General features: G+C 74.6%; 17 protein-coding genes. 10 read left to right on the top strand and 7 right to left on the bottom strand.

Annotation, left to right across the window (positions count from 1 at the left end; all coding sequences use genetic code 11):
- Positions 1 to 1014 (top strand): DUF5914 domain-containing protein, encoded by a 1014-nt coding sequence (locus DFP74_RS03645; RefSeq protein ID WP_121180398.1) that lies wholly within the window; start codon positions 1 to 3, stop codon positions 1012 to 1014.
- Here the strand turns inward: DFP74_RS03645 and DFP74_RS03640 are convergent.
- On the bottom strand, positions 978 to 2546 hold the full coding sequence (locus tag DFP74_RS03640; RefSeq protein WP_121180397.1) for an FAD-dependent oxidoreductase: 1569 nt from the start codon (positions 2544 to 2546) through the stop codon (positions 978 to 980). The genes DFP74_RS03645 and DFP74_RS03640 overlap by 37 nt on opposite strands.
- Positions 2543 to 3295: a class I SAM-dependent methyltransferase gene (locus DFP74_RS03635; protein ID WP_121180396.1), complete on the bottom strand. Its 753-nt coding sequence runs from the start codon at positions 3293 to 3295 to the stop codon at positions 2543 to 2545. Before DFP74_RS03635 ends, DFP74_RS03640 begins: the two co-directional genes overlap by 4 nt.
- A gap of 64 nt (positions 3296 to 3359) precedes the next feature.
- On the opposite strand from DFP74_RS03635, the gene DFP74_RS03630 reads away from it, so the two are divergent.
- Positions 3360 to 4589, top strand: coding sequence for a lycopene cyclase family protein (locus tag DFP74_RS03630; protein ID WP_121180395.1), 1230 nt, complete (start codon positions 3360 to 3362; stop codon positions 4587 to 4589).
- Here the strand turns inward: DFP74_RS03630 and DFP74_RS03625 are convergent.
- Positions 4543 to 5472 (bottom strand): MerR family transcriptional regulator, encoded by a 930-nt coding sequence (locus tag DFP74_RS03625; RefSeq protein WP_121180394.1) that lies wholly within the window; start codon positions 5470 to 5472, stop codon positions 4543 to 4545. The genes DFP74_RS03630 and DFP74_RS03625 overlap by 47 nt on opposite strands.
- 92 nt (positions 5473 to 5564) lie before the next feature.
- On the opposite strand from DFP74_RS03625, the gene DFP74_RS03620 reads away from it, so the two are divergent.
- From DFP74_RS03620 to DFP74_RS03610, 3 genes are all read left to right on the top strand, one after another.
- Positions 5565 to 6065 carry a DUF4383 domain-containing protein gene (locus DFP74_RS03620; protein WP_121180393.1) on the top strand — a complete coding sequence of 167 codons (501 nt, stop codon included), beginning with the start codon at positions 5565 to 5567 and terminating at the stop codon, positions 6063 to 6065.
- 8 nt (positions 6066 to 6073) lie between these two features.
- Positions 6074 to 7540 carry an SDR family oxidoreductase gene (locus tag DFP74_RS03615; protein ID WP_121188012.1) on the top strand — a complete coding sequence of 489 codons (1467 nt, stop codon included), beginning with the start codon at positions 6074 to 6076 and terminating at the stop codon, positions 7538 to 7540.
- A 184-nt stretch (positions 7541 to 7724) separates the two neighbouring features.
- Positions 7725 to 9869, top strand: a complete 2145-nt coding sequence (locus tag DFP74_RS03610) for an MMPL family transporter (RefSeq protein WP_121188011.1) — start codon at positions 7725 to 7727, stop codon at positions 9867 to 9869.
- On the opposite strand, the gene DFP74_RS03605 is transcribed toward DFP74_RS03610, so the two are convergent.
- Positions 9839 to 10630: an aminotransferase class IV gene (locus DFP74_RS03605; RefSeq protein ID WP_121180392.1), complete on the bottom strand. Its 792-nt coding sequence runs from the start codon at positions 10628 to 10630 to the stop codon at positions 9839 to 9841. The two genes, DFP74_RS03610 and DFP74_RS03605, sit on opposite strands and share 31 nt — an antisense overlap.
- Positions 10631 to 10662: 32 nt before the next feature.
- Positions 10663 to 11370: a GntR family transcriptional regulator gene (locus tag DFP74_RS03600; protein WP_121188010.1), complete on the bottom strand. Its 708-nt coding sequence runs from the start codon at positions 11368 to 11370 to the stop codon at positions 10663 to 10665.
- 175 nt (positions 11371 to 11545) lie between these two features.
- Between DFP74_RS03600 and DFP74_RS03595 the strand changes: the two genes are divergently transcribed.
- The 5 genes from DFP74_RS03595 (at position 11546) to DFP74_RS03575 (ending at position 16062) form a co-directional block, all read left to right on the top strand.
- Positions 11546 to 12796: an NRAMP family divalent metal transporter gene (locus tag DFP74_RS03595; protein ID WP_121180391.1), complete on the top strand. Its 1251-nt coding sequence runs from the start codon at positions 11546 to 11548 to the stop codon at positions 12794 to 12796.
- Between the two features lie 158 nt (positions 12797 to 12954).
- Complete coding sequence (locus tag DFP74_RS03590) at positions 12955 to 13722, top strand: LamB/YcsF family protein (RefSeq protein WP_121180390.1); 768 nt, start codon at positions 12955 to 12957, stop codon at positions 13720 to 13722.
- 54 nt (positions 13723 to 13776) lie between these two features.
- On the top strand, positions 13777 to 14388 hold the full coding sequence (locus tag DFP74_RS03585; RefSeq protein WP_121180389.1) for an allophanate hydrolase subunit 1: 612 nt from the start codon (positions 13777 to 13779) through the stop codon (positions 14386 to 14388).
- Complete coding sequence (locus tag DFP74_RS03580) at positions 14385 to 15260, top strand: biotin-dependent carboxyltransferase family protein (RefSeq protein WP_199725469.1); 876 nt, start codon at positions 14385 to 14387, stop codon at positions 15258 to 15260. Before DFP74_RS03585 ends, DFP74_RS03580 begins: the two co-directional genes overlap by 4 nt.
- Positions 15261 to 15279: 19 nt before the next feature.
- A complete protein-coding gene (locus DFP74_RS03575) occupies positions 15280 to 16062 on the top strand; it encodes a putative hydro-lyase (RefSeq protein WP_121180387.1) in 783 nt (260 codons plus the stop codon).
- Positions 16063 to 16335: 273 nt separating this feature from the next.
- Here DFP74_RS03575 and DFP74_RS33440 read toward each other — a convergent pair whose 3' ends face one another.
- Positions 16336 to 16503 (bottom strand): hypothetical protein, encoded by a 168-nt coding sequence (locus tag DFP74_RS33440; RefSeq protein ID WP_158612962.1) that lies wholly within the window; start codon positions 16501 to 16503, stop codon positions 16336 to 16338.
- The gene (locus tag DFP74_RS03570; protein WP_121180386.1) at positions 16500 to 16730 is read right to left on the bottom strand and encodes a hypothetical protein; all 231 of its coding nucleotides are present in this window, start codon (positions 16728 to 16730) and stop codon (positions 16500 to 16502) included. The genes DFP74_RS33440 and DFP74_RS03570 overlap by 4 nt, the downstream gene beginning before the upstream one ends.
- Between the last annotated feature and the right edge of the window lie 383 nt (positions 16731 to 17113).

Genomic DNA, 17113 nt, shown 5'->3' with positions numbered 1-17113 from the left:
GTGAGCACCCCTGATCCCGGGACCGGCCGGTTCCCGCTGTCCCGACTGCCCGCGACCCACTGGACCCGGCAGGAGCCCACGTGGCGGGGCGCCTCCCCGTCCGTCATCGGAGCCGCGCTCAAACGGGCGCTGGCCCGGCCCTCCGGCAACTGGTTCGTGCTGGCCGCGAGCGACCAGGTCCGTTCGGACCGCCCCTTCGGCCGGGTGGTCGCCGGAACGGAACTGGTGGCCTGGCGCACGCCGGACGGGACCGCGCACGCGGGGCCGGGCGCCTGCCCGCACCTCGGCGCGCCCCTGTGCCGGGGCGCGGTGAACGAGGGGCACCTGGTGTGCCGGTGGCACGGGCTCTCCCTTGGATCGGACGGGTTCCCGGGCTGGAGCCCCTACCCGGCGCACGACGACGGCGTCCTCGTGTGGGTGCGCCTGGACCGCGAGGGCGGGGAGGAGCCCCTGCCGGAACCGGTCGTGCCCGAGCGGCCCCGAGCCGGGTCCGCCATCGCCGCGGTGGAGAGCCTGGCCGGTCGCTGCGAACCCGAGGACGTGGTCGCCAACCGCCTCGACCCCTGGCACGGGTCCTGGTTCCACCCGTACTCGTTGCTGGGGCTGAGGGTCGTCGAGGTGCCGGAGGGGCCCGACCCCGAGCCCGAGCCCGACCGGATGGTCGTGGACGTGGGCTTCAAGGTCGCCGGACGGTGGGGCGTCCCGGTGCGGGCCGAGTTCACCTGCCCCGAACCGCGCACGGTGGTCATGCGCATCACCGAGGGCGAGGGCCGGGGGAGCGTGGTCGAGACCCACGCCACCCCCCTGGGCGTGGACCGGCAGGGCGTCCCGCGCACGGCCGTCATCGAGGCGACCGTGGCCGCCTCCGACCGGCCCGGCTTCGCGCTGGCCCGCCGCCTGTCCGCGGCCGTGCGACCGCTCATGCGCACGGCCGCCCGGCGGTTGTGGCGAGACGACCTCGCCTACGCGGAGCGCCGCTACCTGCTGCGCGCCTCGGGGCGCTGGCCCGGCTGACGCGCGGCGCGGGCCAGGGCGCGCAGCGGCCCGCTGCGTCCGCGCGTGGGCACGCTCCACACGGTGTGCCCCGGCCGCCCCCAGCGGGACAGCAGCGTGTTGGCGGCCAGGAACCCGCTGGTGGCGGCGCGTTCCATGAGCGCCACCGGCAGGTCCACGCGTACGTGGTCGCCGGCCACCGCCAGCAGCGGGTCGGGTGTGCCGACCCGGACACGGTCGGCGTGGCCGCCCGGTGGGAACAGGGGGCAGTCCGCCCGCAGCTCGTGCCGCGCGTCGACCGCGCGGGCGCCCCGCAGCTCCGGGTAGACGGTGGCGGCCTGCTCCCAGAGCGAGGCACGCTCGGCCTCGGGGTCGCACCCGGGTGCCAGTGCGTAGGCGTGCAGCTCCACGACCGAGCCGCCGGTACGTCGCGCCCAGCCGCGGGCCTGGTCCTCGTAGCGTTCCAGCACGCTGATGTTGTCCAGGGTGGGGTACCCGGCGGTGCCCAGGAAGGCGGGCCGGTGCGGGCGCACGGGCCGGTCCAGCCAGTAGCGCGAGACCAGGAAGGGCGGCGCGCTCGGCAGCCGCGCCACCCGCTCGCGCCAGCCGGTGTCGCCCAGGTTGGGGGAGGCCGCCACCAGGGCGCGCAGGCCGCCCGGATCGGACGCGAGCACCACGCCGTCGAACTCCTGCGCCTCCCCTTCGCCCCAGCCGACCCGGAACCGCCGGTCCCGTCCGCGTTCGACGGACCCGACCGGCGTTCCGGTGCGCAGCACCGCCCCCCTCCTGGTCAGGTACGCGCCCAACGGGTCCCATAGCGACTGCGGGAAGGGAGAGCGGGGCACGTCGAAGAGCAGCCCCTCGGACGAGCCGAGGAAGTACACGTGGAACATGACCGCCAGCTCGGCGGCCGAGAGCCGGTCCGGTGACGCGAAGAAGCTGCGCGTGAACACCTCGAAGGCCAGGTGCCGGGCCGTCGGGGGAAAGCGCACCGCGTCCAGGAACTCCCGCGCGCTCAGATGGTCCAGGCGCTCGTAGACCCCGGGCGTGTCCACGTCGAGCAGTTGCAGCGCGGCGGGCACGTTCACCCCCGCCAGGTCGCGCAGGGGGAAGCTCGGGCTGAGGGCCGCCAGGACGGCGGCGTTCCACGGGGGAGTGGAGGGCAGGCCGGCGAAGCGGTCGCGCGGACCGTCGCGGTGCACGAGCGGGTAGTCGGCGAGCGGGACCAGGCCGTCCAGGTCCGGGTCGGCCCGCCGCAGCAGCGCCCGCAGGTTGTAGTACTGCCGGAAGAACGCGTGGAAGCCCCGGGTCATGGTGGCCCGGGAACCGTCGGCCAGGACGGTCTCCCAGCCGCGCAGCCGGCCTCCCAGGGAGTCCTCGCGCTCGAACACCACCGCCTCCACGCCCCGCTCGACCAGTGCGCAGGCAGCGGCCAGTCCGGCGATCCCGCCGCCGACCACGGCCGCGCGGGGCGTGCCCGGCGGGCGGGGGCCGTCGGCGGGAGCGGGGCGCAGGGCCTCGGCCCGGGTGTCGGCCGGCCGGACGGGGATCATCCGGCCCGCCCCTCCAGCGGGCGCGCGCCCACGAACGTGTGCGTGATCCCGTACTGCCATCCGGGGAGCGGCGCGCTCGCCACGGACACCAGTCCCGCGCGGCGCATCCGGTCCAGCAGGCACGCGCGGCCGTCGAACTCCATGGCACTGCGCCACAGGTAGCGGAACAGGTCCGTGCGCCCGGTGAGCACGCCCCCGGCGGGGATCACCACGCCCCAGCACACGGCCGACCACACCGCGCGCGCCACGGCGGAGTCGGCCACCGAGTACTCGTGCAGCGCCAGCCGGCCGCCGGGCCGCAGCACCGCGCGTACCGAGGCCAGCAGCGCGTCCGGGTCGGGGACGTTGCGGATCAGGTAGGCCGCGAAGACCGCGTCGGCGGGACCGCCGAGGTGCTCGGCCGCCCACGCGGGGGTGACCTCCTCGGCCCGCGCCCGGTGGAAGGTCACCCCCGGCGGCCAGTCCTTGGCGGCGGCCGCGTCGAGCATGCCCTGGGAGGCGTCCACCGCGGCGATCCGCGCCATCGGCGCCGCCCGCAGGAGGGCGTCCGTGGAGGCGCCGGTACCGCAGCCCAGGTCCAGCAGGCGCAGGCCCCGCCCCCGGTCGGGAAGGCGCAGCCGCCGCGCGGAGGCGCGCAGGTGGGCGTGGTAGCCGGGGTTGGCCGCCACCAGCCGGTCGTAGGACCCGGCGGCGTGGTCGAACTCGGCGGTGACCGGCCCGTTCTTCATGTCGATCGTGGTGCTGGACATACCTTCCCCGAACCCTTGGATGTCGTCCGCCCACGGACCGTCGCGCGAGGGGCATGCTGGTCGCATGGCCGACTATGACGTGGCGATCATCGGTGGGGGAGCCGCTGGGCTCACTCTCGCCCACCTGCTGGGGCGGGTCAACGAACGGCGCGGTGTGCCGTTGGACGTGGCGCTGGTGGAGGCACCGCCGGGGCCGCACACGCCGCCGCCCCGGACCTGGTGCTTCTGGGAACGGGACGGGGGCCCGTGGGACGCGCTGCTGGCCGCGCGGTGGGAGAACCTGGCCGTCGTGGACGGTGAGGGGACGGTCATGGCCTCCCCGGCCGATCCCTACGTGTACAAGATGCTCCGCTCGGCCGACGTCGCCGAGCACGTGCGCAGGCACTCCGGCCGGCACGTGGACCAGCGCACGCTGTGCGTGACCGGTCTGGCGGACGGTCCCGACCACGCCACCGTGACCGCCTCGGCCCCCGACGGGTCGCCGGTGGCCCTCACCGCCCGCTGGGTGTTCGACTCCCGTCCGCCGTCCCGGCCCCTCCCGGCCCGGACCCGGCTGCTCCAGCACTTCCGGGGCTGGTTCGTGCGCACCCCGGAGGACGCCTTCGACCCCGCCGCGGCCGTGTTGATGGATCTGCGCACTCCGCAGCCGGCGCACGGGGTCTCCTTCGGCTACGTGCTGCCGCTCACGCGCCGCACCGCCCTGGTCGAGTACACCGAGTTCGGGCGCGCCCCCCTGACCACGCCCGCCTACGACAGGGCTCTGGCCCACTACTGCGAGCTCGTCGGGATCGGCGAGATGGAGGTGACCGCCGCGGAGCAGGGCGTCATCCCGATGACCGACGCCCGCATGCCCACCCGGACCGGGCGGCGCCTGTTCCGGGTGGGGGCGGCCGGGGGAGCGACCCGGCCCGCCACGGGCTACACCTTCAGCGGAGTGGGGCGCCAGGCGCGCGCCGTGGCCGACGCCCTCGCGGCGGGCCGCGTGCCGGTGCCGCCGGTGCCGCACCGCCGGCGGCACCTGGCCATGGACGCGGTCATGCTGCGGGCCCTGGACACCGGCCGGGTGCACGGAGCGGAGTTCTTCACCCGGCTGTTCGCGCGCAACCGGCTCGGCGAGGTCCTGGCCTTCCTGGACGGCGACTCGCCCCTGCACCGCGAGCTGGCCATGGGCCTGACCACGCCGGTCGGCCCGATGTCCCTCACCACCGCCGAGCACCTGTGGCGGACCGTGGCCGGGGCGGGACCCGCTACCGCCCCGACAGCAGGGCCGCCACCGCGTCGCGGAGCGAGGTGAGGTGCCCGCCCGCGACGCCGGACGGGCCGGCGGCGTCGCGCCATCCGGACCCGGCGGTGAACACGGCGGTGTCGACGGCGGCCCCGGACACCGCGCCGGCGGCGGCGGCCAGGACCGCGCCGTCGTCCTTGTCGGGTGCGTGGGACCACAGGACCAGGGCCCGGGGCCCCAGGCGCCGCAGGGCGCGCAGCGTCGCCTCGACCGGAGTGCACGGGCCCAGGACCCGGTACGGGGACCCGGCCTCCCGCAGCGCCGCGGCCAGGGCCTCGAGCGGGAGCCCGTGCATCTCGCGCGGGGTGCAGGCCAGGAGCACGGGCCGCTCCCGGGACGTCTTCTCCGCCGGGCCCGCGGCGACGCGGCGCAGGGCCGAGGACACGCACCACGACAGCAGGTGCTCGACCTCCACGTAGGTGCCCGTCTGCTCCCACTTGCGCCCCATGCCGTACAGCAGCGGCCGGGCCAGCTCCTCCCACGCCACCACGACGCCCGCATCGAGCAGGCTCTTCTCCAACAGGGACTCCACGAGGTCGGCGTCCATGCGCATCGCCGCGCGCGCCAAGCCCTGGAGCGCGGCCTGGCCCTCCTCGGCCGGAAGCAGCCGGTCGGAGGAGGGCGACCCCTCGGCCGTGGGCGCGACGTCGCCCGAGACCGACCCGCACCGTGCTTCGAGGGCCTGGCGCGCCGCCTCGGCGGGCGCGAGCCCCTCGCCCACCAGGCGGCACAGGGTGCGCAGCCGTGCGATGTCCTCGGGGCCGTAGCGGCGGTGGCCGCCGGGACTGCGCTCGCTCGGCCCGATGCCGTAGCGGCGGTCCCAGCTGCGCAGGGTGGCCGGGGCGACGCCGAGCAGGTGCGCGGCGGCTCCCGGGGTGAGTGCGTCGGACATGGTTTCCAACCCGTTGCGAAAGCGATGCGACTTGTGGCGCACGCCACTGTGGGCAGACTCTAGACGCATGACCACCGCGAGGGGGGCGGATCATGGAACTCGACAGAAACCGCAGGCCGGACCGTCGACTGGACATCGCCTACCGGGCGGGATCCGGAGTCATCGCACTCGTGCTGATCGGCTTCGGGCTGGCCGGGCTGACGGTACGGCTGCCTTTGTTCGACACACAGGGGGAAGTGGTGGCCGGACTGTCCACCAACGGTGCGCTGGGGTTCTTGTCCGTGGCCTTCGGTTCGCTGCTGTTGGGGGCCGCGGTGCTCGGAGGGGTGTACGCCTCCACCGTGTGCACGGTGATGGGGACGGCCTTCGTGGGCAGCGGGCTCGTCAACCTCTACCTGATGACCACCGACGCCAACGTGCTGGCCTTCTCGATGCCCAACGTCATCTTCAGCTTCGTCGTGGGGCTGACGCTGATGACCATCGGGATGTACGGGCGCTTCAGCGGTGGTCTGGCGGAGGACAACCCGTTCCGTGAGTACCGTGCGCGGGGGCCGCGGTGGCACGGGATCCGTGTTCCGTGGGCGCAGGGGTGAACCGCCCCCTGCGTGTCCTGGTGATCGGGGCGACCGGCTACATCGGCGGTCGCCTCGTCCCGGAACTGCTGGCCGCGGGGCACGAGGTGCGCTGTCTGGCCCGCACACCCGGCAAGCTGCGGGACCACCCGTGGCGCGACCGGGTCGAGGTCTTCCAGGGTGACGTGGTCTCTGGGGAGGGACTGGCCGAAGCCCTGGAAGGAGTCGCGACCGCCTACTACCTGGTGCATTCCATGGCGGGTGGGCGCGGCTTCGAGGGGAGCGACGCGCGGGCGGCGGACAACGTCGCCCGCGCGTCGGGCGAGGCGGGTGTGCACCGCCTCGTCTACCTCGGCGGCCTGGCGCCGCGGGGCGCCGAGCTGTCGGCGCACATGGCCTCCCGGGAGGAGGTCGGCCGGATCCTCCTGGCGGGGCCGGTGCCGACCGTGGTCCTGCGGGCCGCCGTGATCATCGGGTCGGGTTCGGCCTCCTTCGAGATGCTGCGGTACCTGACCGAGCGCCTGCCCGCGATGACCACGCCGCGCTGGGTGCGCAGCCGCGTCCAGCCGATCGCCGTGCGCGACGTGCTCCGGCTGCTCAGGCGTGCGGTGGACCTGCCCGAGGGGACCGCCCGCTCCTTCGACATCGGCGGACCGGACGTGCTGACCTACGCCGAGATGATCCAGCGCTTCGCGAAGGCGGCCGGCCTGGCGCGCCGGCTGATCCTCCCGGTCCCGGTGCTCTCGCCCGGCCTGTCCAGCCTGTGGGTCGGCCTCATCTCTCCCGTGCCGCCGGCGGTCGCCCGGCCGCTGGTGGAGTCGCTGCGCCATGACGCGGTCTGCGGCGAGGACGACCTGGCCGCCGCGCTGGACGACCACGAACGGCTCGGTTTCGACGAGGCCGTGGAACTGGCCCTGCGCCGGACCGACCAGGCGCGGGTGGACACGCGCTGGTCGTCGGCGGCGTGGCCGACCGCTCCGTCGGACCCGCTGCCCACCGATCCCGACTGGGCGGGGGGCAGTCTGTACACCGACCGCAGGGCCCGCCGCGTGGCCGCCCCGCCGGAGCGGGTGTGGCGGGTCGTCGAGGGCATCGGGGGCGAGCGCGGCTGGTACTCGTGGCCGCTGGCGTGGTCGGCGCGGGGCTGGATCGACCTGGCGATGGGCGGGGTCGGTCCACGCCGGGGGCGGCGTGATCCGCGACGGCTGCGCGCGGGGGACTCGCTGGACTTCTGGCGGGTGGAGGAGATCGTGCCCGGCCGGCTGCTGCGGCTGCGCGCGGAGATGCGGCTGCCCGGACTCGCGTGGCTGGAGCTGGGGGTGGCGCGCGTGGAGGGCCGCACGGTCTACCACCAGCGCGCGCTCTTCCGCCCGCGGGGGCTGCCCGGGCACCTGTACTGGTGGGCGGTCACGCCCTTCCACGGCATCGTCTTCGGGTCGATGGCCCGCAACATCGCCCGTCGGGCCATGCGCGAGGACACGGCCGCGGCGCTCTGAGGACCCGGCCCGCGGCGCCTCAAGGGGGGCGCCGCGGGCCGGGGACCGGGGCCGCGGGGGACCGATGCGCGTACCGGACGACGTAGGGGGTACTCTTGCGTCGTCAAAAGCCTCGGATTCCGAGAATCATGGAAATCAAGCTTATTTATGGAGGGCATCGATGGCGCGGACACCCGAGCGGGCGATGGCGCGGCCACGCGGGAGAACGGGGAGACGGGGCCCATGGCGGTGGACCGCCCTGGCACTCCTGGTGACGCTGGTCTGGATCCTCGGGGCCGGTCCGCTCGGCTCCTTCGTCGGTCGCCTGGGCGAGGTGCAGACCAACGACCCCGCCGCCTTCCTCCCGGTCGGTGCGGAGTCCACCCGGGTCGACGCGATCGCGGAGGACTTCGACCGCGCTGAGGGCGTCCCCGCCGTCGTCGTCCACTCCGCCGACCACGACCTGGCCGAGGGGGAGCTGGCCGCGGTCGGCGAGGTCGCGGAGCGGGTGGGCGAGCGGCCCTGGACCGCCGGGCCGGTCGCGGGCCCGTTCCCCGGGACCGAGGACGCCTCCGTGGCCCAGTTCGTGGTCACCATCGACCCGGAGTACGACACCGGCGAGAGCGTGGAGGACCTGCGCGCCCTGCTGGCGGAGGAACCGGTCCCCGGACTCACCGCCCAGGTGACCGGACCGGCGGGTTACGCCGCCGACCTGTCCGCCGCGTTCGGCGGCATCGACTCCACCCTCCTGATCGTCGCCGTCGTGGCGGTCCTGGTCATCCTGGTCGTGGTCTACCGCTCACCCCTGCTGCCGGTCCTGGTCATCGTGGCCTCCCTGCTCGCCCTCGGGCTCTCCGGCGCCCTGGTCTACGCCGCCGCCGACGCGGACGTGGTCAGCCTCAACGGCCAGAGCCAGGGCATCCTCTTCATCCTGGTCGTGGGCGCCTGCACCGACTACGCGCTTCTACTGGTGGCCCGCTACCGCGAGGAGCTGGCCGTGCACGACAGCGCCGCGGGGGCCGCACTGGCCGCGGCGCGCGCGGTGACCGGTCCCGTGCTGGCCTCCGGCGGCACGGTCATCCTGGGCCTGCTGTGCCTGCTCGCCGCCGACCTGTCCTCGACGCGCAGCCTCGGCCCGGTCGTGGCGATCGGAGTGGCCGCGGCCATGCTGTCCGCGATGACGTTCCTGCCCGCGGCCCTGGCCCTGTGCGGACGGGCGGTGTTCTGGCCGCTGACGCCCCACCGCGAGGGCACCGACACCCGCGAGTCCACCGACCTGGTCCTGTCCCGCCACCGGGTGTGGGGCCGGGTGGCCGCCTCGGCGGGCCGTCGCCCCCGGGCCTACTGGCTGGCCTGCGGCGCGGTGCTGCTGGTCGCCGCGGCGTTCGCGCCCCAGTTCGACGCGGGCGGCAGCGGTCAGGCCGAGATCTTCCGCACCGAGGTCGAGGCGGTCGACGGACAGGAGGTGCTCACGCGCGGATTCGGCGCCGACTCCTCCGCCGCGCCCACCCTGGTGGTCGCCGACGCCGAACACGTGGACGCGGTCGTGGCCGCGGCCGAGGGCCTGCCCGAGGTCACCTCCGCCGCGCCCTTCACGCAGGAGGGCCCGCCCGGAGCCGGGGGCCCGCCGCTGGTCGTGGACGAGCGTGTCCTGGTCGAGGTCGTGCAGGACACCGAGCCCGAGTCGAGCGAGGCGGTGGACGCGGTGCGTGCGCTGCGCGCGGAGCTGGCCGGTGTGGAGGGCGCCGAGGCCCTGGTGGGCGGGGTGACCGCCACGGACCTGGACACCCTGGAGACCGCGCAGCGCGACTTCACCGTCGTGGTCCCGCTCGTGCTCGTGGTGGTGTTCCTGGTCCTGGTGCCGCTGCTGCGCTCGCTCCTGGCGCCCCTGCTGCTGGTCGCGGCCAACGTGCTGTCCTTCGCGGCGACCCTGGGCGTGGGCACGCTGCTGTTCGACCACGTGCTCGGCCTGCCGGGCGCGGATCCGGTGGTGCCCCTGTTCGCGTTCGTGTTCCTGGTCGCCCTCGGCATCGACTACAGCATCTTCCTGATGTCGCGCGCACGGGAGGAGACCCTCGTGCACGGGCACCGCCAGGGCATGCTGCGGGCGCTGACGGTGACGGGCGGGGTCATCACCTCGGCGGGGGTGGTACTGGCCGCGACCTTCGCCGCCCTGGCGGTCATCCCCCTGCTGTTCCTGTTCCAGCTCGCCTTCCTCGTGGCGTTCGGGGTCCTGGTGGACACGCTGCTCGTGCGCACCATCCTGGTCCCCGCGCTGTCGCTGGACGCGGGCCCGCGCGTGTGGTGGCCGGGCCGCGCCTACAGGCGGTCCCCCGACAGCGAGGAGTAGCCGTGGGCCAGCCGCGTCACCACGGAGGAAGGGGGCGTGTGCACCCCGTCCAGGGCGGCCACCGGGCGCAGACCGGTCGCGGCGTTGGTGACGAAGGCGCCCGACATCCGGGTGGCCGCTGAGGCCGTGAGCGGTCGCCGGATCACCGGGATGCCCAGGTCGGCGGCGACCCGGTCGACCAGCCGCGCGGTCACGCCGTCGAGGGCGGGGGCGTCCGGCCACACGAGCCCGCCCCCGTCCACGAACCCGATGTTCCACGTCGGTCCCTCCGACACCAGGCCGTCGGGCGTGGTGAACAGGGCGTCGTCGAAGCCGTCGAGCCGGGCGGCGCGGCGCTCGCGGATCGCCCCGAACAGGCCGGTGCCCTTGACCCGCGGGGCCTCGCGTGAGAACCGGCGCGTGCCCAGGCGCACGGGCGGCGGGGCGTGCGCGGGGTCCGGGGCCGGGCGCGCGGTGACCAGCACGTGCGGGAGGACGCTGGCGTCGGGGCGGGCCAGGTCCATGTGGGGGTCGTAGACGGTCACCCGGATCACCGTGGGGGAGGGGTGTTCGCGGGCGGCGCGGCGGGCCAGCTCCCGGACCCTGGGCACGTCCAGGTCGGCGCCGAAGAGGGCGCGGCAGTCCTGGGCCAGCCGATCCGTGTGCAGGTCCAGGCCGCGCACCCGCAGGTCGTTCACCAGCATGGTGGTGAAGTGGCCGTAGCCGTACAGGGCGAGGGAGGAGAGTTCCCCGGTGCTGACGGGGCGTCCGTTCAGTTCCATGGCGCCCCCATCATGGCACTTCGGGACCTTGGTCAGGCCTCGTTCTCCATCTGGGTGAAGGCGGTCACGAGCTGGGTCTCCGAGGCGTCCAGATAGGCGGCCAGTTCGTCGGCGGCCAGTTCCGGGTGCCCTGCGGCCAGGGCGGTGTGGATGCGCCGGTTCCAGTCCAGGTAGGGGGCATGGTACTGCTCCGGGTCGTTCATGACGTGGAAGACCAGACGGGTCTCGGCCAGGACCTGGTCCATGAACTCGTTGAGGCGGGCGCTGCCCGCGAGCGCGCCCAGGGCCTGGTGGAAGCGCATGTTGGCGGTCCCCATCGCCCACCAGTCGGCGTGGTCCCGGGCGGCCTCGCCCTCGTCCACGGCCGCGCCCACCGCGCGGACCGCCTCGGCGTCGGCGCGGTCGGCCCGGCGGACCGCGGGCAGCTCCAGGTGCCGCCGGACGCTGAACAGGTCGCGTACGTCGGCGACGGTGGGGCGGTTGACGAACACGCCGCGGTGCATCTGGTGGACCAGCAGGCGCTCGCGGCTCAGCAGGCGGAACGCCTCGCGCAGGGTGTTGCGGGAGACCTCGTACTTGCGGCTGAGCCGCTCCTCGGACAGGCGGACGCCGGGGGCGAGGGAGCCGTTGATGACGAACGACCGGAGCATGTCGGCGACCCGCTCGGCCTGGCTGCTGGCCGGCGCCAGGGCGCGGTCGGCCTCGGGGAGCCGGTCGATGTGGTCGTCCGTCGCCGTCAACATGGGCTCCTTCGAGGCTCGGTGGACCTCCCATGTTACGTAACGGAGACCTGTGATTTTACGCTCGGCCCCCCTACAGATTCGCCACGTATTGAAGTATTGTTCAACAATCCCACGACGGTGTGGGTGACCGTCGTGCACGCCCCCCGCTCCTCGCCACCGTTCAGGAGAACCCATGGGTGACATCCCTCCCGCACCCGCCAAGGTGCGGCCCCGTTTCGGCCGAGTGACGCTGAACAGCGGACTGCTCGGCGCCCTCTTCCTCATGGCCACCAGCGCCGTGGGCCCCGGCTTCATCACCCAGACCACGACCTTCACCGCCCAGCTCGGCGCCACCTTCGCGTTCGCGATCCTGGTGTCGATCCTGGTCGACATCGCCGTCCAGCTGAACATCTGGCGGGTCATCGGCGTCGCGAACATGCGCGCCCAGGACCTGGCCAACAAGGTGGTGCCCGGCGCCGGCTACCTGCTGGCCGCCCTCATCGTCTTCGGCGGCCTGGTCTTCAATGTCGGCAACCTGGCGGGCACCGGGCTCGGCCTGGACGCCATGACCGGGCTGGACACCCGCGTGGGCGCCGTCCTGTCCGCGCTGCTCGCCGTCGTCATCCTGGGCGTCAAGCGCCTGGGGCTGGCGCTGGACCGCATCCTCGTCGTGCTCGGCGTCGGCATGATCGCCCTCACCCTCTACGTCGCCATCGTCTCCCGGCCGCCGGTCGGCGAGGCCCTGCGCCAGTCGGTCGTGCCCGACCAGCTGGGCGCCGACGTCTTCCTGGCCACCGTGACGATCATCGGCGGCACGGTCGGCGGCTACATCACCTACGCGGGCGTGCACCGCCTCGTCGAGCTCGGCAAAGGCGGCCGCGAGAACGTCGCCGCCATCACCCAGACCTCGGTCACCGGCATCGTCGTCACGGGTGTCATGCGCGTCCTGCTCTTCCTCGCCGTCCTGGGCGTGGTCGCCGGCGGCGCCTCGCTCCTGGACTCGGCCAACCCGGCGGCCGAGGCCTTCCAACAGGCCGCGGGCGACGTCGGCATGCGCCTGTTCGGCGTGATCATGTGGGCCGCCGCCGTCAGCTCCGTCATCGGGGCGTCCTACACCTCGATCTCCTTCGTCTCCACCTTCCACCCGCTGCTGGAGAAGCGGCGCGGAACGCTGGTGACGGCCTTCATCGGGGTCTCCCTGGCCATCCTGCTGGTCTCCGGGCAGGCGCCGACGACGCTGCTCGTCCTGGCCGGGGCGCTCAACGGCGTGATCCTGCCGGTCGGCCTCGGCATCATGCTCTACGTCGCCACCCGGCGCTCCCACGACCTGCTGGGCGGCTACCGCTACCCGGTGTGGCTGCTCGTCGTCGGCTGGCTGGCGTGGGCGCTCACCGCCTACATGGCCGTCAACTCGCTCAGCGGGATCGCCGCCCTCTGGCAGTGACCGGCGCGGGCCCGCCCCGGGCGGGCCCGTGTCCAGGGGTGCTCGCCTCCAGGGGGCGCCCGCCCTTGTTCACAGACCCGGATCCGGTCCGCTACGGCGGACCGGACGGGGTACAGGCCCGGTAGGAGACCGGGCACGACCACGAAGGAGCACCGACGTTGCGCATCGACCTCAACTCCGACCTCGGGGAGCACTTCGGCCGCTGGGAGCTGGGTGACGACCGGTCCCTGCTGTCCATCGTCACCAGCGCCAACGTCGCCTGCGGCTTCCACGCCGGGGACCCGTCCGTGCTGCGCCGCACCACCGACGAGGCCGCCCAGCGCGGAGTGGCCGTCGGCGCGCACGTGTCCTACCGCGACCTGGCCGGGTTCGGGCGCCGCTTCATGGACGTGCCGCCGGCCGAACTGACCGACGAGGTCGTCTACCAGCTGGGCGCGCTGGCGGCCTTCACCCGCCTGGCGGGCGACCGCGTCCGCTACGTCAAGCCGCACGGGGCGCTCTACAACGCGATCGTGCACCACCAGGAGCAGGCGGAGGCGGTCGTCACGGCCGTCCGAGAGTTCGACCCCGGCCTGCCGGTCCTGGGCCTGCCCGGATCGCGCTTCCTGGCGGCGGCCGAGAAGGCGGGCCTGCGCACCCACCGCGAGGCCTTCGCCGACCGCGCCTACACCCCGGAGGGCACCCTGGTGTCCCGCCGAGAGCCCGGCGCGGTGCTGCACGACCCCGAGTCGATCGCCGAGCGCTGTCTGCGCATCGCCCGCGGCGAGCCCATCACCGCCGTCGACGGGACGGAGATCCTGGTCGAGGCCGACTCCCTGTGCGTGCACGGCGACAGCCCGGGCGCCGTCGACATCGCCCGGTCCGTGGCCGCGCGGCTGCGCGCCGAGGGCATCGAGATCGCACCGTTCGCGGAGAAGTATGTGTGACCGTCCCGGGGCGCGGACCCCGCACACCCGCCCCCGTGCGGCCGAGGAGGTCGCGTGCGCGTGCTGAAGTGCGCCGACACCGGTGTGCTCGTGGAGGTGGCCGACCTGGCCGAGGTCGTCGCGCTGCGTGCCGCCCTGGCCGAGCGGCCGCCGCCCGGGGTGACCGACGTGGTCCCGGCCGCCCGCACGGTCCTGCTGCGCGTGGAACCGGGGACCGATACCGACCGGGTCGCCGCGGCCGTCACCGAGCTGCCGGTCGCCCCGGGCGCGCACGGGTCAGGCGGGGAGACCGTCACCATTCCCGTGCACTACGACGGGGCCGACCTCGCCGACGTCGCCGAGCTGACCGGACTGACCCCGCGCGGGGTCGTGGCCGCCCACACCGCGGCCCGCTGGACCGTCGCCTTCTGCGGTTTCGCCCCCGGGTTCGGCTACATGGTCGGCGACGACCCCCGCCTGAACGTGCCCCGGCGCGGTGAGGCCCGGACGCGGGTGCCCGCAGGGTCGGTCGCCCTGGCGGGGGAGTTCACCGGCGTGTACCCGCGCAGCTCGCCCGGCGGCTGGCAGCTGCTCGGCCGGACCGAGGCGCGGATCTGGGACCTGGACCGCGACCCTCCCGGACTGCTGCGCCCGGGTGTGCGCGTGCGGTTCACGGAGGCCTCATGAGCGTGCGCGGGGGACTGGAGGTCATCGCCGCCGGACCGATGACCACGGTGCAGGACGCCGGCCGTTTCGGACACGCCGACCTGGGGGTGGGCCGCTCCGGCGCGGCCGACGCCCACTCCTTCGCCCTGGCCAACCGGCTGCTCGCCAACCCGCCCGGCGCGGCGGCCCTGGAGACCACCATGGGCGGCCTGCGGGTCCGCGCCCGGGGCCCGGTCACGGTCGCGGTCACCGGCGCGCCGGTTCCGCTGAGCGTCGACGGCCGCGGCGCCGCCACGGACACCGTGCTGCACCTGCCCGACGGGGCGGAACTGGCCATGGGCCTGCCGGACCGGGGCCTGCGCTCCTACCTGGCCGTGCGCGGAGGCGTGGCCGTGCGCCCGGTCCTGGGATCGCGCAGCACCGACGTGCTGGCGGGGCTGGGCCCCGACATGCCCGTGCCGGGCGCGGTGCTCCCGATCGGACCGGCGCCGAAGGACTTCCCGGTCGTGGACCACGCGTGCACCGCCACGGTGGGCGGGGACCGCGTCACCCTGGGCGTGGACCTGGGGCCCCGGCAGGACTGGTTCACCGCCCGCGCCCTGGGCACGCTGCTGTCCGGGGAGTACGAGGTGACCTCGCGCAGCGACCGGGTGGGCGCCCGGCTGTCCGGGCCGGCCCTGGAACGCGCCACCACGGGCGAACTGCCCAGCGAGGGGATGGTGGCGGGGTCCCTCCAGGTGCCGCCCGGCGGGGAGCCGGTGCTGTTCCTGGCCGACCACCCCGTGACCGGCGGCTACCCGGTGGTCGCGGTGGTGCGCTCCGCGGACCTGCCCCGGGCGGCCCAGGCGCGGCCCGGCACCCGAATCCGCTTCACCGACCGGCCCCGCCCGTGAGCGACCACTGGAGGACGAGATGACCACCCCGGCCCAGCTGAGCCCCGCTCGGGCCCGCGCGCTGTTCCGCGACGGACTGCGGGCGCCCACCTCCGGGTACAGCGCGGGCTACGCGCAGGCCAACCTCATCGCCCTGCCCCGCGAGGCGGCGTTCGACTTCCTGCTGTTCGCTCAGCGCAACCCCAAACCCTGTCCGGTCCTGGACGTGACGGAGCCGGGGCAGACCAGTGCCTCCGTCTTCGCGGGCGACCTGCGTACCGACCTGCCCGCCTACCGGGTCTACCGGCACGGCGAGCTGGTGGAGGAGCGCTCGGAGGTGGCCGACCTGTGGCGCGAGGACCTGGTGGCCTTCCTCCTCGGCTGTAGTTTCACGTTCGAGGCGCCGCTGCTGGAGGCGGGGATCCCGGTCCGCCACCTGGAGGCGGGGACCAACGTGGCCATGTACGTCACCGACCGGCCGTGCCGCCCGGCCGGGCGCTTCCAGGGACCGCTGGTGGTCTCGATGCGGCCGGTCCCGGCCGACCGGGTCGCCGACGCCGTGCGCGTCACCTCGCGCTATCCGGCGGTGCACGGCGCCCCGGTGCATGTGGGCGATCCGGCGGCCCTGGGGATCGCCGACCTGGACGCCCCGGACCACGGGGACCGGGTCGAGGTGCGGCCCGGCGAGATCCCGGTGTTCTGGGCGTGCGGCGTCACCCCGCAGGCCGCGGTGGCGGCCTCGGCGCCGGAGTTCGCGATCGGCCACGCCCCCGGGCACATGGCCATCACCGACGTCCGGGACAGCGCCTACCAGGTGCCCTGAGCGGGGCCGGAATTCGGTGCGTGGTGGACGCAGGCAGGGGAGCGGTGCTTCGTCGGCGGGCGTTCGGCCGGGTGGCGGTGATCGTGTGCCCGCAGTACCGGCACGTGGCCGTCGCGGTGGTGCCGTGCCGTGCCGCACGGGCGGTTGGTCGGGGAGGTAGTCGTGACCTGCGGGGCTGGGGCACGGGACCGCGCCGTCCATCGCCGTTCTCCGTTGTCCGTTCGCCGGGCACGGAACCGGGGAACGCTCCGGGCCCGGCTGTCCTGGGGTGGATCAGTCGTGTAGGGCCGCGCGCAGGAGGGCCCGCAGCCGGAGGACGAGGTCGTCATCGGTGTCCGGCGCGGGCGGCGCGACCAGGGCGAGGCCGACCGCGTCCGCGAGCGCTTCGGGAGAGAGCACAGTTGCTTCTGTGTCGCCGGATCCGTCCGGGTGCTCACTCACGGGAGCGCCTCCGGGTTCTCCAGCGGGGAGCGCCACACGATCGGACGCCGGTGGAGGTCGGGACCGGAGTCCCGGGCCAGCCGGGTGAGGTGCCCGCGCGTGGCGCCGTAGACGGGGCGGTTCTCCAGATCGGCGCCGAGATAGCGGATCCGCGCGCGGTGTTCGGCGGCCCACGTGCCCAGTTCGGCCAGGGTGGACAGTTCGCGGATGTCGCACACGCGGATCACCGGTCCACTCCCATCCTCAGCAGACCGCCGAGGACCGCACTCAGCACGCACGCCGGAAACGGGGACGCGCACGGTCCGGGCGCGTAGCTGCGCACTCGGGCCGCCCGGCGTGGCCGCCGGGGGAGGGGGGTGGGACGGTCGTTCGCTGCCCGCCCCCGGCTCGGTATGTCACTGGGCATTCGCACGGCTCTGGTTCCTCTCGCTGGTCTCGGGTGGCTCGGAGGCCGGTGGCCGCCCGGCCCACGCCGAAGATCGTCACCGGCAGGCTCCGCCCCTGATGAATCGGTCAGGACTCAGCCGTTCGGCTTGCATGACTTCAAGGTTCCAGCTGAGAGATGGGTATTAAAGGTCGGCGCATTCACCGGCCACTAGTGGATACTGCA

It is taken from the genome of Nocardiopsis sp. Huas11 (assembly GCF_003634495.1).
Taxonomy (GTDB): domain Bacteria; phylum Actinomycetota; class Actinomycetes; order Streptosporangiales; family Streptosporangiaceae; genus Nocardiopsis.
The sequence above is the reverse complement of the archived record's forward strand: the minus strand, read 5'-3'. Positions and strand labels throughout refer to the sequence as shown.